Here is a 15,745-nt window from a genome sequence, read left to right as displayed (position 1 = left end):
ATGTCTCAACTTGATTGGAGTAAGTTTGAAAGTTTATCGGGTGCCGCTGAAGCAAATTTTGAAAAGCTGTGTAGATCATTAATAAAAAGACATTATGGTCAATATGGTTCCTTTAAAGAATTGGCAAATCAGGCAGGAGTTGAATTTCATCTTAAGTTAGATAAAGAGTGTGAATTGGGAGATTCAACGCGATGGTATGGATGGCAATGCAAGTGGTATGATTTACCTAGAGCACGAGCTCTAGGAACAACTAGAAAAGCTAAAATTGTAGATGGTCTTGATAAGTCTAAGAAATATTTGCCTGATTTAACGGATTGGGTCTTATGGACTAAATATATTCTTACAGAAGGTGATCAGGAATGGTTTTATGGATTACAAGCTACTTATCCATTTACATTGCATCTTCAAACTTGTGATGATATTGAGGACTTATTAGTAGGGCCAGCCGTAGCCTTGCGAGAAGCCTATTTTGGTGAGTTGGTGATTGATGAACATGTATTAAATCAAAACTATCAGATTATCGCATCTACTCATAGTAAAAAGTTTCAGCCTGAAGTGCACCAAACAGTTAAAGTTGAAAAGATAATTGAGAAATCTTTAGGACGGCATTCCTCTTGGGAATCACTAGATAGTCTTGAGGCAGCTATAAACAATAATTTAAAAATAGTCAAAGATGCAGTTAATCTTGCAGATAACTATGTTCAAACAACCTTACCTGATTTTATAGCTGATGGGGAAAGCTTGAGCAGTTTTTTAAACTCTTTATTTTCAGAGTTGGCTGCAGGAAATTTTGAAAAAGCAAAAGATCTATTATCCGAAGATTTAAGTCGTGATTGGACTAAATACCGAAAAACAATAGCTCGATTGCGTGCTAAGCGAAGCCATACTTCTATGTTTGCTGCAAATTTGTTAGCAGATTATTATGCTTTTTCGCAAGAAATCCAGGGTGTAAAGGATGCTTTAAATGCAAAAATCCTTGTTGTTGTCGGGGATGCTGGTAATGGTAAAACGGATCTTGCTTTAGATATATGTAGACCAAAAGAAGGTAGTACTGCGGGAGTACTTTTTCTTGGTAAAAATTTAAATGCAAGACATACCTTAGATGATTTAGTTAAAAATTTTAAAATACATGGTCAAACTGTTAATACATTTGACAATCTCTTAGAAGCGGTAGATGCGGCTGGTCAACGTATTTGTAAACGTATTCCAATTGTAGTTGATGGGCTAAGTGAATCTGAAGATCCAAGGGATTGGAAAAGCGAAATAGCTAAAGCAAATACATTGTTGGAAAATTATCCAAATGTATTACTTGTGTTGACTTTGAGGGGCGAATTTTATCAGGACTGTATTCCTGAAAATACTCAAACTTTAGAGTTAAACGGATTTGAGGACAATCCTGTTGAGGCCATACATAAGTACTTTGAGTATTACAAAATTGATGCTTTAGATGCAGACATACCAATTGAGCTACTTACACACCCTTTAACATTAAGACTTTTCTGTGAAGCAGCAAACTCTGAAAGACGAGTGATGGTAGGAGTAGAGAAACTACCTCGCTCTCAAGCTTCTATTTTTGAAAGATATTTTAAAAATTCAATTGAACGTATCGTTGATTTAAGTCCCTTTTATCAAAGACTTTATTATGATGATGTCGAAAATGCTTTATTAAATATTGCAGAAGCTTTGTGGAGTAGTAAATGGAGAACTATCAATCTTGAAGAGGCAAAAAGACTAGTTAATGATTCAAAAGATTGGGCTGTAAGTATTATCAAAAGCTTGGAATCACAAGGTGTATTACTAAGGCAGGTATCAGTTGATAGGGATATAGAGATAGGTTTTCCTTATGATTTGATGGCTGGATTTATGATAGCTAAATCTTTACTTAGAAAAAATTTTAAAAATTGGCTATCTGATCCTGAAAATATTAAGTTGGTTCACTTTAATCAGGTAGGATGCCATACATTGGCATACGATACGTTTAGTTCATTAGTTGGTCTATATCCGCAACGATTTAATAGACAACATTTCTGGGAAATTCTCGAAGGTGATTTAAGGATTAAAGCAAATTTATTGACAGCTCGGGAGCCTGCTGAGTTAATCACACGAATAACGGTAGAAGAATTTGAGCATAATTTATTAACAAATTATAGTTTTCATAATCAAGCTTTTCATAATCTGAAAATTACTAGGGCGGCATATGCTCATCCATTTGATGCAAATTTCTTAGATAAAGCTTTAAGAGATATGGGAAATACATACCGTGATTTAACATGGTCTGAATGGATAAGAAAAAATTCTAGAGAACTTAAAAATGACTTAGATGTCCTTGAAAAAAGATGGTCTCAAATAGAGATTGGTCTTAAGGAGAGAGGTCGAGTTATTTGGGTACAATGGCTATTAACTACTAACCATAGAGATTTAAGAGATCAAGCTACAAAAGTACTTTCTATATATGCGAAAAAAGATCCAAAAACATTCTTTGAAATGGCAATTAATTCTTTAGAAATTACGGATCCATATGTGCCAGAAAGAACTTTTGCGGCAGCGTATGGAGCTATTTTAAGTGCTGATTTTATTGATGCAGAAAAAATAAATAGCAATATTTTTGATTTTGCGAAACGAATAATTGAATATTGTTTTGTGCCAAATTCAAAATTTTCAACTACTCATACAATTTTTAGAGAATATTTCCTAGGTATTATTAATTATGCTTTAACGGTAAATCCAAATTTTATCAGTCAAGAATATTTAGGGTATTGTGAAAAGCCTTATAAGCATTTACCTAATCGGTTTGATAGTCTACCTGATATAAGTGAAGAGAGAATAATTGAAGTCAAGAAAGAAGCCCTTCGTATGGACTTTAATAATTACACTATTGGGAGATTAATTACTGATAGACGTAATTACGATGATTCACATCCTGATTATATTCAGACACGTAAGATTATTTTGAAAAGAATGATCCAACTTGGATATGATCCTAAAAAATTTCAAGAGATTGATCGAGATATAGGTTCGAGTTCTTACCATAATAGAAATGAAAAAATAGATAGATATGGGAAAAAATATAGTTGGATTGCTTTCTATGAAATGTATGGATGGAAGGCTGACAGAGAACTTTTAGATGAATGGCGTGATAATGAAAGATGTAGTGATGTAAGTATCGATCCAACGTTCCCTAAAGTTAATAATTCTTGGCGTCCAAAACTGATTGATACATTTACTGAGTTCCCAAAGGATATCGGTGAGTGGATAATTAAAGGCCCAACCCCTAATTATTTTGATCTTTTAGAGACAGAGAATCTTACTCAAACTGATAGTTGGATTCTATTGAATGGATTTATACAAGAAGATTCAAAAACAGATTATCGTGAAGTATTTACATTCATGAGAGGTTTTTTTGTTGCAAATGAACATGTTTCTACAATAAGTGAATTTGTTTGTAATAAGGATTATCTTGGTAATAATGCTTTGCCACAAATTCCTGAAAACCATTATAAATACGCAGGTGAAATGGTTTTGGGAAATTCATTTTTAAAACTGAATTACAATGTAAGTAGTCGGGTGAATTTTGATGAATGGGATGAATCCAGTTTTTTAATTGAAGTCCCTGTGCAATCTTATTCTTGGGAGTCTTATCACAGTTCTTTGAATCAAGCAGGAGGAATTGACTTTCCAAACCCTGAGTTATGTCAGAGACTAAGTTTAAAATATCATAATGGGGATCCTGATTTATATGATCTAGATGGAGCGGCGTCTATTTTCAGAACATTGAAGTCTAGTGAGAATAATGTAGAAGGTCATTTATCATATTTAAGAAAAGATCTCTTTCAAAAATATCTTTTAGAAACTGGACAAACATTTATATGGATATTATGGGGAGAAAGAGGACAAAACTATAAAGGGGATATAGAGGTATATGAATACCTTAGAACTAATCAGCATCTGCATAAGCAAATCTATATTTGGAAAGATAATCAAATAGTTAAATTAGATTAACTCATGTGATTAAAACTCAATTTCGATTAAAGAAAAAAACCGCCATTAATGGCGGTTTTTCAATGACAACTTATGTGTCGCGCAATGACATTTTATGCGTCGCAAATGACAACTTATGTGTCGCGTGACGCTAAAAAAGCCTTACCAGCTTAACGCACCACCAGTTTGGTAGTCAGTTACGCGAGTTTCAAAGAAGTTTTTCTCTTTACGCAAGTCCATCATTTCTGACATCCACTGGAATGGATTGTTCACACCAGCGAACTGTTCAGGCAATCCAAGCTGCGCTAAACGACGGTTACAAATGAACTTCAAGTATTCTTCCATCATCGCAGCATTCATACCGAGTACACCGCGTGGCATTGTGTCACGTGCGTATTCGATTTCAAGCATAGTGCCTTCAAGAATCATTTGAATGATTTCTTGCTGGAATTCCGCAGTCCATAAACCTGGGTTTTCGATCTTGATCTGGTTGATCATGTCGATACCAAAGTTCAAGTGCATAGACTCATCACGCAGGATGTACTGGAATTGCTCGGCAACACCATTCATCTTGTTACGACGGCCCATAGACAAGATTTGGCTGAAACCACAGTAGAAGAAGATACCTTCAAGGACACAGTAGAATGCGATCAAGTTGCGTAGCAAAATTTGGTCGTTTTCAGGTGTACCGGTTTTGAAAGTAGGATCACTTAAAGACTGGGTATATTTCAGACCCCAAGCTGCTTTACGCGCAACTGATGGAACTTCGCGGTACATGTTGAAGACTTCGCCTTCATCCATACCCAAAGATTCGATACAGTACTGGTAAGCATGAGTGTGAATCGCTTCTTCAAAAGCTTGACGCAAGATGTACTGACGGCATTCAGGGTTGGTAATGTGACGGTAAATCGCAAGTACCAAGTTGTTGGCAACCAATGAATCGGCAGTAGAGAAGAAACCTAAAGAACGCATAACAATGGTACGCTCATCTTCGGTCAAGCCATTTTCAGACTTCCAAAGTGCGATGTCATGGTTCATGTTGACTTCTTGCGGCATCCAGTGGTTAGCACAACCGTCCAGATATTTTTGCCAAGCCCATTCGTATTTGAATGGAACCAGCTGGTTCAAGTCAGCACGACAGTTGATCATGGCTTTATCATCAACCTGTACACGCTGTGCACCCATTTCAAGCTCTTCTAGGCCTGGTGCAACATCAAGGTGATCTAGAGCGTCAGATGCTCTTGCCAGCGGATCGGCTGAATTTGTTGCTCGATTTGAACGGGTTCTAGCGGGTTGTGCAGTTGCCACACTCGGCGATGATTGCTGTGTATCAGATACCACTTGCGAATGAGCCGCTTTTTGCGGTTCGACGGGCGCAGGCTGCTGTGATGGTGCAGCTTGTTTCGGTTCATCATCTTCGAAATCGTCCCAACTTAGGATAGACATATCAATTCTCGCTTCGTTGCTTATATCTGTTTTCTGACATCTCACAAACGAAGATGTCTACTATACGCTTATTCTGTGTAAGCAAAATTAAGTTTTGTCGACTAACGCTTTAAATTTGTTCAATAGCGTAAAAGTCCGCACTACTTATTTTGCTTGCGCGTTTTATGTGCCTTGAGCCAGAAATAGCCAATCGGGACATAAAAAGTCAGAGTAAAGGAAACCACCAAGGCAACAAGTCCTAACATATAGTTGTGGGTCATATGGAGCATGGTGGTTTCCTTTATTTATTTTTAATTTTTAAATCTCCCCAAACCCCTCTTTAAAAAAGAGGGGCTTCCTTGAATCCAAAAGGGTTTTAGGAAGTCCCCCCTTTCTTGCACTTCGACTTAAAGCAGTGCTTAAGTCTTGCTCAGGGGATTTAGGGGGATTAAAAACCTGTCAGATTACTGACAGGCCTCACAATCAGGGTTGTCAATTGAACATGCCATTGGCACTGGAGCGGCTTGAGAAAAATCTTCTTCTTCAGCTTTCACTTCCGGCGCTACTGCAGCAGTCACTGGTGCTGCAACTGTTGTTGGTTTAACTGCGTTTAATGCACCCGTATTAATGGTTGATTTTTCAGCTGATGTTGCACCCAATGCACGTAGGTAATAAGTGGTTTTAAGACCACGTAACCACGCCATTTTATAGGTCATGTCAAGTTTCTTACCGTTTGCACCAGAGATGTAAAGGTTAAGAGACTGAGCTTGATCGATCCATTTTTGACGGCGTGATGCAGCATCTACAATCCAGCGTGGCTCAACTTCAAACGCAGTGGCGAAAATGGCTTTCAATTCATCAGGAATACGGGCAATTTTTTGTACCGAACCTTCGAAGTGTTTCAGGTCATTCACCATGACTGAATCCCAAAGACCGCGATCTTTTAACGCACGTACCAGGTACGGGTTGATCACTGTGAATTCACCAGAAAGGTTAGATTTCACATACAAGTTTTGGAAAGTCGGTTCGATCGACTGAGAAACACCACAGATGTTTGAAATAGTCGCTGTAGGTGCAATCGCCATGACATTCGAGTTGCGCATACCGTCTTTTTGAACTTTGGCACGTAAAGTGTCCCAATCCAAACGTTGAGTACGGTCAACTTCAAACATGCGTTCTGGACGTGATTTGGCAACGATGTCTAAAGAATCGATCGGCAAGATACCTTGATCCCAAAGTGATCCTTTAAATGTTTCGTAAGTACCACGTTCAATCGCCAAGTCGCTAGAAGTTTGAATAGCGTAGTAAGAAATCACTTCCATCGATTCGTCAGCGAAATCTACAGCTGCTTCAGAACCATAAGCCAGTTTCATTTCATATAGTGCATCCTGGAAGCCCATGATACCCATACCCACTGGACGGTGTTTCAAGTTCGAATTTTTCGCTTGAGGTACTGCGTAGTAGTTGATGTCGATGACGTTGTCGAGCATACGAACAGCAGTTTTTACTGTACGAGCAAGTTTTTCACGGTCGAGTACACCACCTTGAACGTGTTGTACAAGGTTGATCGAACCTAAGTTACATACCGCGATTTCGTCTTGGTTTGTATTGAGTGTGATCTCAGTACACAAGTTCGATGAGTGAACCACGCCCACGTGTTGTTGTGGTGAACGTAAGTTACATACGTCTTTGAATGTGATCCAAGGGTGACCAGTTTCGAACAACATAGAAAGCATTTTGCGCCATAAGTCTTTCGCGCGCACTTTCTTATGCAGCATGTCAGTTTCTTTGGCAATTGCTTCGTAATGTGCATAACGTTCAGCGAATGCTTCACCGGTTAAATCATGAAGATCAGGCGTTTCGGATGGGGTGAATAGGGTCCATTCAGCATCTTCAAATACACGTTGCATGAACAGGTCAGGAACCCAGTTCGCTGTGTTCATGTCATGGGTACGACGACGGTCATCACCGGTGTTCTTACGCAGCTCTAAGAATTCTTCGATGTCCAAGTGCCAAGTCTCGAGATAAGCACATACCGCACCTTTACGTTTACCACCTTGGTTTACCGCAACTGCAGTATCGTTGGCAACTTTAAGGAAAGGTACTACACCTTGAGACTTACCGTTGGTACCTTTGATATAAGAGTTTAAGGCACGAACTGGAGTCCAGTCATTACCTAAACCGCCTGCCCACTTAGACAACATTGCGTTATCACGCATTGCGCCATAAATGTTGTAAAGGTCATCGGCAATCGTAGTTAAGTAGCAGCTAGATAACTGTGGACGTAAAGTACCAGAGTTGAACAGGGTAGGTGTTGAAGCCATGTAGTCGAAGCTAGACAACAAGTTATAGAACTCGATGGCACGTTCTTCACGGTTATCTTCATTTAACGCAAGGCCCATCGAAACACGCATGAAGAACAATTGCGGAAGTTCAAAGCGGACGCCGTCAGAATGAATGAAGTAACGGTCAAATAAGGTTTGCAGACCTAAATAAGTAAACTGGTTAGAGCGTTCTGGCTGAATCGCTGCTGCCAATTTTGCCAAGTCAAAGTCAAGAAGATCTGCAGATAACAGGTCAAGCTCTACACCTTTTTTCAGGAAGGTTTCTAAAGCATCACTCTCTAAAGTGTCTTCGCCTAAGCCCAGGAACTCTAAACCGGTTGCCACTAGGTTGTCACGAAGCAGGCGAGCAGTGACATAAGTATAGTTAGGTTCTTGTTCAATACGGGTACGCGTCGCCATCATCATGGTGGTTGCGATGTCTGACTCTTTTACGCCGTTATATAGATTTTTTACGGTTTCATCGACAATCGCCTGAACGTCAATACCTTCCAAACCTTCAGCTGCTTTTGCCACATGAGCTTCTAAAGCACCGAGGTCAAGCGGTTTAAGCTGACCATTGGTACCGGTCACTTGCAAAGTCGGGTGATGGTGAGCACCGGTCTGTTTACGTGCTTCAGAGCGTTGTTCGCGGTAGATGACATACGCACGAGCCACTTTTTGTTCACCTGTACGCATGAGCGCAAGTTCAACCTGATCCTGAATTTCTTCAATATGAATAGTGCCACCTGATGGTAAGCGACGGTTAAACGTGTTCATGACCATTTCAGTCAGTTGTTCAATACGATCATGAATACGGCTTGAATCAGCGCTTTGCTGGCCTTCAACAGCCAGGAAAGCTTTACCTATCGCTACAGAAATTTTCTCTGCATTAAAAGCGGCAACATCACCGGTGCGTTTAATCACCTGAAGTTGACCAGGGGTTGAAGTGATTACGCTCATTGTGGCATAGCTCCATTGTCATCTATTGTTATCTGTGTGGACCGTTTGAACTGGACAAAACTTGTCGCAGTGTTTGAGGATTAAACACAAGAACTAGTGGTTTAAAAACGAATTAAGCACAAGATACGGTAAAATTCGGGGTAGATCAATATTGACATTTCGTTAAAATTTTTGATGAATCCTGTTCCTGATCCTTTGTAAATAAAATCCCTTTTTTATGTTTCTTGTATAAGCCTTATTGGACAAGGGCATAGCATAGCAAAGCTAAAAAAATGTGCTTATAGATAACATTGTGGATAAGTTTAAAAGTGCCGAATCGATCACTCAGAATCTGATCAAAAGGTCTATCTGTATACAAAATAAACATTTTGTAACAAGATGTGTTGTAAAAAGTGCTGTAATATCCGTTAAATAGGAAAAATCTAATAAATTCAATGTTTAATAAAAATATAACAAAAAACTACTTTGATGTATCAGTTTGGTGAATGCTATCTTGTTTACAATGTAAACGTGTGTATATTGCTGAATATATTGAAGCGTATTGAAGCGTATCCGTCGGATTTTTAAGGATACCTTAATCCATATAAAGGGGCATTTTATGAGCCAAGAAGAAAAGTTACCTAAAATTTTAATTGTTGAAGACGATGAGCGTCTTGCACGTTTGACTCAAGAATACCTTATTCGTAATGGGTTAGAAGTTGGGGTGGAACCTGATGGAAATCGTGCAATCCGTCGCATCATTGCTGAACAACCAGATTTGGTGGTGCTTGATGTCATGTTACCCGGTGCAGATGGTTTAACCATTTGTCGTGAAGTGCGTCCACATTATCATCAACCAATTTTGATGTTAACTGCACGTACTGAAGATATGGATCAGGTTTTAGGTCTGGAAATGGGTGCGGATGATTACGTTGCCAAGCCTGTTCAGCCTCGTGTATTGCTTGCACGTATTCGCGCATTATTGCGTCGTACCGACAAGGCACCTGAAGATGAAGTGGCTCAACGTATTGAATTTGATGATCTGGTGATCGATAACGGCGGTCGTTCAGTGACGCTCAATGGTGATCTGGTTGATTTCACCAGCGCTGAATATGACTTGTTATGGTTGTTGGCGTCTAATGCTGGTCGTATTTTATCGCGCGAAGACATTTTTGAGCGTCTGCGCGGGATTGAATACGATGGTCAAGACCGTTCTATTGATGTGCGTATCTCACGTATTCGTCCAAAAATTGGCGATGATCCTGAAAATCCAAAACGTATTAAGACTGTGCGTAGTAAAGGTTATTTATTTGTTAAAGAAACCAATGGTCTTTAATATCCTTTAATTTTATAGGACAACCCCGTGTTTAAACACAGTATATTCTTGCGTATTTACGCAGGGTTAGTGATTTTGGTGGCCTTGGTGGCGGTATTTGGTTACCTGTTGGTCCAAATCATTAACTATCAGAGGGCGCAGGAATATCGTGAATCTTTGACCGATGGGGTGTCTTATATCATTAGTGAGGGGATTGCACGGCAGCCCAATGAGCAGCAGAAAAAAGACTGGATTTCTGATGCGTCTGATTTGCTGGAATTGCCGATTTATTATGTCGATACCAGCAAAGTTGAGTTGTCGCGCACGGAAAGAAAACGTATTGATGAGCGCAAAGCCGCAGTCCGTTATGATGCTGAAAATTCAATTGCCTATATTATCATTGGCTTAAAAGATGATCCTGATCATCTGCTGTATGTAAAAGTGGATAAAATTGGTGAGCGCCAAATGAAGGCCTTACCCATTTTTATTCTAGATTATCTGGTGTATTACCCGGGGCAGGAAAAAGAATATCTTGCCAAAATCCAGTCAAATTTCTCTTATCCGATTCAGATTGAAAAAGTCCAGAATCTGCCACTCGATTCAGAGCAGATTGGCCGGCTGCGTTTAGATCACAGCATTATTTTATACCGTGACAACGCTACGGTTCGCGGCACGACCATTTCAATTGTCTCCCCGATGCCAAGTTCTCCGTCAGAAGTATTGGTACTCGGCCCGGTACCACTGTTTAACTGGATGCCATTCCAGCTGGCTGCGGGAATTACCTTGCTGAGTCTGTTTGTGCTGAGTTTAGGGGTGTATGGTCTGCTGGTGCCTATGCAGCGTCGTTTACGTGAAGTGAATTACGCCTTGCATCGGATGAAGTCTGGTGACATGACCTTGCGTTTGCCTGTTGATGGAACGGATGAAATGGCCAGTCTGGCGACCAATTACAACAGCATGTCGGATCATATTCAGCGTTTGATTGAAGCGCAGCGTGAGCTGATGCGTGCAGTTTCGCATGAACTGCGGACACCGGTGGCGCGTATCCGCTTTGGGATGGAAATGTTGGCTGAAGAGGATGACTACGAGTATCGCTTGCAGCAGGTTGAGCAGATTGATAAGGATATTGAAGCACTCAATACCTTGATTGATGAAATCATGACCTATGCCAAGCTGGAGCAGGGTACACCTTCTCTGGATTTTGAAAAGATTGTCTTGTTTGAAGTGCTGGATCAGGTGGTGATTGAAACAGAGGCGCTTAAGACTCAAAAAGAAATTATACTCAAAGCACCCCCAATTACTGTTGTGGTCGATGCTGAGCGTCGTTACTTGCATCGCGTGGTGCAAAATTTGGTGGGAAATGCAGTCCGTTATTGTGATCATAAGGTGATCGTTAGTGGCGGCATCAATGATGAAGGTCTGGCTTATGTTCAGGTTGAAGATGACGGTGCGGGTATTCCGGAAGAAGAACGTCAGCGCATTTTTGAAGCTTTTGCCCGGTTAGATGATAGTCGTACCCGTGCTTCTGGCGGTTATGGTTTGGGATTGTCGATTGTCAGTCGTATTGCTTACTGGTTTGGTGGGAGAATTGAAGTGGATCAGAGCCCAGCTTTAGGTGGGGCGCGATTTACTATGTCATGGCCAGTGCAGCGCTTCAATAAAGCCAAAAAGAAAGTCGGTGTCATGAAAGCTGATGGTATTACCAATACCGAATTCTAAAAAAATAAATAAAAAAGCACCATAACAGGTGCTTTTTTTAGCTCACTCGTGACTGGTTGCTTCAGGTTCAATCAGGCTTTTTCCCTGTTTTAGGCTTGCTAGTGCTTCGGCATTAAAATCCAGCAGCAAGGAATTATTTTTCGGGTCAATCGCATAATGACTAATCAGCTTTTGATCGCCATTGATTGTTTCAACCTTGTATTCATCGGCAATATTCAAAATTGCTTCCAGATTTGTGGTCGCAGAAGCAAAGTCCTGACGAAATAGGTCATAGATGTCACGCAGATCAAAAATGGCCTCATTCGCATCGGAGTGTTTTTCTATATATTTTTGCACATGGCGCACTAACAGTTGTGCAAAAAAGAAATATTCAGATTCGTGGGCATATTTTAAAGTCATTATTATTTCTCCTTTATCTTCAATTTAGAGTTTTAAATACAAATACCACAAACCTTGAAAGCTGTGTCAAGGTTTTGCAAAAAAGCCACAAGAATGGAAAATGAAGATTATTTATAGGTAGGTAAAAAGTTGGAATTGTGGTGAAAGGATGATCAAATGAGGTGTTGAAGTAAGTTAAAGTGCAAATTGCAGCATTGATTATTTTTAATAAAGTACTAATTTAATAAAATTGCTATTTGAATTTGATAAAATACACATAAATTTTAGACAAAAAATCTTAATTTGATAAAAACTAATAAAAATAGCTAACTTTATTTAATAAAGCGATTAATGTGCTGTATCTTGAGTATAAATGCCTCTCAGATAAGAAAATGAGAAAAAATCATCCAAAAGACTAAGGTTTATAAACTAGCAAGTGAAATCATAAATCAGGTACAATTGGCGGGATTAATTTTGTGTTTGGTGTATTTGAAGGCCAATACATACATTCTTTGTTAATAAATTAGGCCTGCCAGGAGTTATCCCCGCATGAGTGCCATTACTCCATACGATTGGGCAATTATTGCCTTCGTGATCGGCGTTACATTTCTTTGTGTCTTTATGCTCACAGTTCCTTTACTCCTTGGGGGTAAATCATGGGGCCGTGCAAAGCAAGAGCAATTTGAGTCAGGTGTGGTAAGTGCTGGTGGAGCACGTATCCGCTTATCTGCTAAGTTCTACTTGGTTGCTATTTTCTTTGTGGTATTTGACTTGGAAGCATTGTATCTCTACGCATGGGCTACATCGGTTCGTGAAGTAGGTTGGTTCGGTTTTACCACTGTTGTGATTTTTGTAGTCGATTTATTGATTGCATTGGTTTATGCAGTGAAAGTGGGTGCGTTGAATTGGGCGCCAACAGACCGACGCAAAGCTGCAGGTAAAGATGTGAAGATTGGTTCACCGGCAATGAATATTGCAGATATTACCCGTTTCAACTCAATTGAAGAATTGGTGGTTGACCCTACTGGTCAAATCCCAGCTCAATCATCTGGCCGTGTGAAAGCTAAAGCACCGGCTACATCATCTATTAAGGAGTAAGACGGGATGAAATATACCTTAACCCGTGCGAATCCGGATGCTGATCAATATCCACTTCAAGAGCGTCAAATTGTTACCGATCCGCTTGAAGAAGAAGTGAATAAAAATGTGTTCATGACTCGCTTAGAGGATGTAATGCATACAGCTGTAAACTGGGGCCGTAAAAACTCTGTATGGCCTTTTAACTTTGGTACATCATGCTGTTACGTAGAATATGCAACCACCTTGACCGGTGTGCATGATATGTCACGTTTCGGTGCCGAGGTTATTCGTGCTTCACCACGTCAGGCTGACTTGATGATCGTTGCAGGAACCTGCTTCGTGAAAATGGCACCTGTAATCCAACGTTTATACGAGCAAATGTTAGAACCTAAATGGGTGATTTCAATGGGTGCTTGTGCAAACTCTGGCGGTATGTACGACATTTATTCAGTTGTACAAGGTGTGGATAAAATTATTCCTGTCGATGTGTACATCCCAGGTTGCCCACCACGTCCTGAAGCATTATTGCAAGCATTAATGTTGTTACAAGACCAAATTCAATTAGAGCGCCGTCCACTTTCAGCGGTAATTGGTGATGATCTTCAGCCAGTGTATAAGCCAAAGATGATGCCAGAACGTGACCGTAAGAATGCTGAACGTATTGCAGTGAAAAACTTACGCTCTATGGATGAGATTGAATAATTTTAGCGACAAAATATTGATGCACCCGGTCTGGGTGTAATTGTCGTTAAGGTTGACTGAATTTGTATTAAATAGGAAGCCAAGCTAATGGCTGAAACTGACATTGCTATGCCAGAATCAACTCCAGTTGATTCACGCCCAGCATTTGCAATCATAGAAGAGCTCAAAACCAAATTTGGTGAGAACTTCTACGTGCAAACGACTTTTGAAGACTTTCCAACGGTCTGGGTTGAGCGCGCACGCGTACAAGACGTTTTAATGTTCTTGCGTACTGTGTCACGTCCATACGTGATGTTGTTCGACTTGTCTGCGGTAGATGAGCGTTTACGTACAAACCGAGAAGGTTTGCCTGCATCAGACTTCACCGTGTTTTATCACTTACTGTCATTAGAACGTAATAGTGATATTCGTATTAAAGTTGCATTGAATGAGAATGATGTAAACATTCCAACGGCAACCAACATTTGGCCAAATGCCAACTGGTACGAACGTGAAGCCTATGACATGTTTGGTATCAACTTCGAAGGGCATCCAATGCTCCGTCGTATCTTGTTGCCAACTTATTGGGAAGGTCATCCACTGCGTAAAGAATATTCTGCGCGTGCCACTGAATATACCCCGTATATGCAGAACCAGGCGAAGCAGGATTTTGAACAGGAACACTTACGTTTCGTTCCGGAAGATTGGGGTCTAAAACGCGGTAATGCTGACGAAGACTTCATGTTCTTGAACTTAGGTCCTAACCATCCATCTGCGCACGGTGCGTTCCGTGTCATCTTGCAGCTGGACGGCGAAGAAGTGAAAGACTGCGTGCCGGATATCGGCTATCACCACCGTGGTGTGGAAAAGATGGCTGAACGTCAAACCTGGCATTCATTCATTCCCTATACCGACCGTGTCGACTACCTGGGTGGTTGTGCGCAAAACATGCCTTATGTGATGGGTGTGGAACAACTTGCAGGAATTACGGTTCCTGACCGTGCACAATGTATCCGTGTCATGATGTCGGAACTGTTCCGTATCAATAACCACTTGTTGTATATCGGTACTGCGATTCAGGATGCCGGCGGTATGACGCCTGTATTCTATATGTTCGCCGACCGTCAGAAAATCTATGACGCGATTGAAGCGATCACCGGTTTCCGTATGCATCCAGCATGGTTCCGTATTGGTGGTACAGCACACGATCTTCCAAACAACTGGCAAAAACTCATTCGTGAAATTCTCGAATGGATGCCTAAACGTATGAACGAATACTACACAGCAGCACTTAAAAACTCTGTGTTTATTGGTCGTACCCGTAATGTTGCGCAATACGATGCAAAATCTGCATTGGCTTGGGGGGTAACAGGTACAGGTCTACGTGCTACAGGTATCGACTTTGACGTGCGTAAATACCGTCCTTATAGCGGCTACGAAAACTACGACTTCGAAGTGCCTTTAGAGTACGAAGGTGATGCATATGCACGTGTTCTGGTTCACTTCCGTGAAATCGAACAATCACTAAAAATCATTCAACAATGTTTAGACAACATGCCTTCTGGTGCATACAAAGCAGACCATCCACTGGCTGTTCCACCACCAAAAGACAAGACATTACAAGATATTGAAACCTTGATTACGCACTTCTTAAGCGTGTCATGGGGTCCTGTAATGCCTGCAGGTGAAGCATCTGTGATGGCGGAAGTAGTAAAAGGTGCGTCTAACTATTACTTGACTTCAGACAAGTCAACCATGAGTTATCGTACCCGTATTCGTACACCAACTTTCACCCATTTACAGCAAATGCCTTCTGTGATTAACGGCAGTCTTGTATCTGACTTGATCATTTATTTAGCGACAATTGACGTCGTTATGGCTGACGTGGATCGTTAAGGGGTAACGC

At 40.6% G+C, this 15,745-nt stretch carries 10 protein-coding genes; 6 read left to right on the top strand and 4 right to left on the bottom strand.

Annotation, left to right across the window (positions count from 1 at the left end):
* Complete coding sequence (locus tag FB6_RS09820; RefSeq protein WP_174559821.1) at positions 1-3,999, top strand: NACHT domain-containing protein; 3,999 nt, start codon at positions 1-3, stop codon at positions 3,997-3,999.
* Positions 4,000-4,140: 141 nt separating this feature from the next.
* Here the strand turns inward: FB6_RS09820 and FB6_RS09815 are convergent, their stop codons facing one another.
* From FB6_RS09815 to FB6_RS09810, 3 genes are all read right to left on the bottom strand, one after another.
* A complete protein-coding gene (locus FB6_RS09815) occupies positions 4,141-5,424 on the bottom strand; it encodes a ribonucleotide-diphosphate reductase subunit beta (protein WP_174559820.1) in 1,284 nt (427 codons plus the stop codon).
* A 140-nt stretch (positions 5,425-5,564) separates the two neighbouring features.
* Entirely contained in the window at positions 5,565-5,693 is a 129-nt protein-coding gene (locus FB6_RS16650) for a hypothetical protein (RefSeq protein ID WP_302476191.1), read from the bottom strand.
* 174 nt (positions 5,694-5,867) lie between these two features.
* Complete coding sequence (locus FB6_RS09810) at positions 5,868-8,687, bottom strand: ribonucleoside-diphosphate reductase subunit alpha (RefSeq protein ID WP_174559819.1); 2,820 nt, start codon at positions 8,685-8,687, stop codon at positions 5,868-5,870.
* A gap of 598 nt (positions 8,688-9,285) precedes the next feature.
* On the opposite strand from FB6_RS09810, the gene bfmR reads away from it, so the two are divergent.
* Positions 9,286-10,002 (top strand): response regulator transcription factor BfmR, encoded by a 717-nt coding sequence (gene bfmR, locus FB6_RS09805; protein ID WP_174559818.1) that lies wholly within the window; start codon positions 9,286-9,288, stop codon positions 10,000-10,002.
* A gap of 27 nt (positions 10,003-10,029) precedes the next feature.
* Positions 10,030-11,700 (top strand): sensor histidine kinase BfmS, encoded by a 1,671-nt coding sequence (gene bfmS, locus FB6_RS09800; protein ID WP_217427336.1) that lies wholly within the window; start codon positions 10,030-10,032, stop codon positions 11,698-11,700.
* A 42-nt stretch (positions 11,701-11,742) separates the two neighbouring features.
* Here bfmS and FB6_RS09795 read toward each other — a convergent pair whose 3' ends face one another.
* Positions 11,743-12,099 (bottom strand): hypothetical protein, encoded by a 357-nt coding sequence (locus tag FB6_RS09795; RefSeq protein ID WP_174559817.1) that lies wholly within the window; start codon positions 12,097-12,099, stop codon positions 11,743-11,745.
* Positions 12,100-12,627: 528 nt separating this feature from the next.
* Between FB6_RS09795 and ndhC the strand changes: the two genes are divergently transcribed.
* From ndhC to nuoC, 3 genes are all read left to right on the top strand, one after another.
* Positions 12,628-13,176, top strand: a complete 549-nt coding sequence (ndhC, locus tag FB6_RS09790; RefSeq protein ID WP_174559816.1) for an NADH-quinone oxidoreductase subunit A — start codon at positions 12,628-12,630, stop codon at positions 13,174-13,176.
* 6 nt (positions 13,177-13,182) lie between these two features.
* Positions 13,183-13,860 (top strand): NuoB/complex I 20 kDa subunit family protein, encoded by a 678-nt coding sequence (locus FB6_RS09785; RefSeq protein WP_174559815.1) that lies wholly within the window; start codon positions 13,183-13,185, stop codon positions 13,858-13,860.
* Positions 13,861-13,947: 87 nt separating this feature from the next.
* On the top strand, positions 13,948-15,735 hold the full coding sequence (gene nuoC / locus FB6_RS09780) for an NADH-quinone oxidoreductase subunit C/D (RefSeq protein ID WP_174559814.1): 1,788 nt from the start codon (positions 13,948-13,950) through the stop codon (positions 15,733-15,735).
* Positions 15,736-15,745: the final 10 nt, after the last annotated feature.

Source organism: Acinetobacter bouvetii, assembly GCF_902753875.1.
GTDB classification, from domain to species: domain Bacteria; phylum Pseudomonadota; class Gammaproteobacteria; order Pseudomonadales; family Moraxellaceae; genus Acinetobacter; species Acinetobacter bouvetii_A.
Note: the sequence above shows the minus strand (reverse complement) of the source record. Positions and strands in the feature narration are given on the sequence as shown.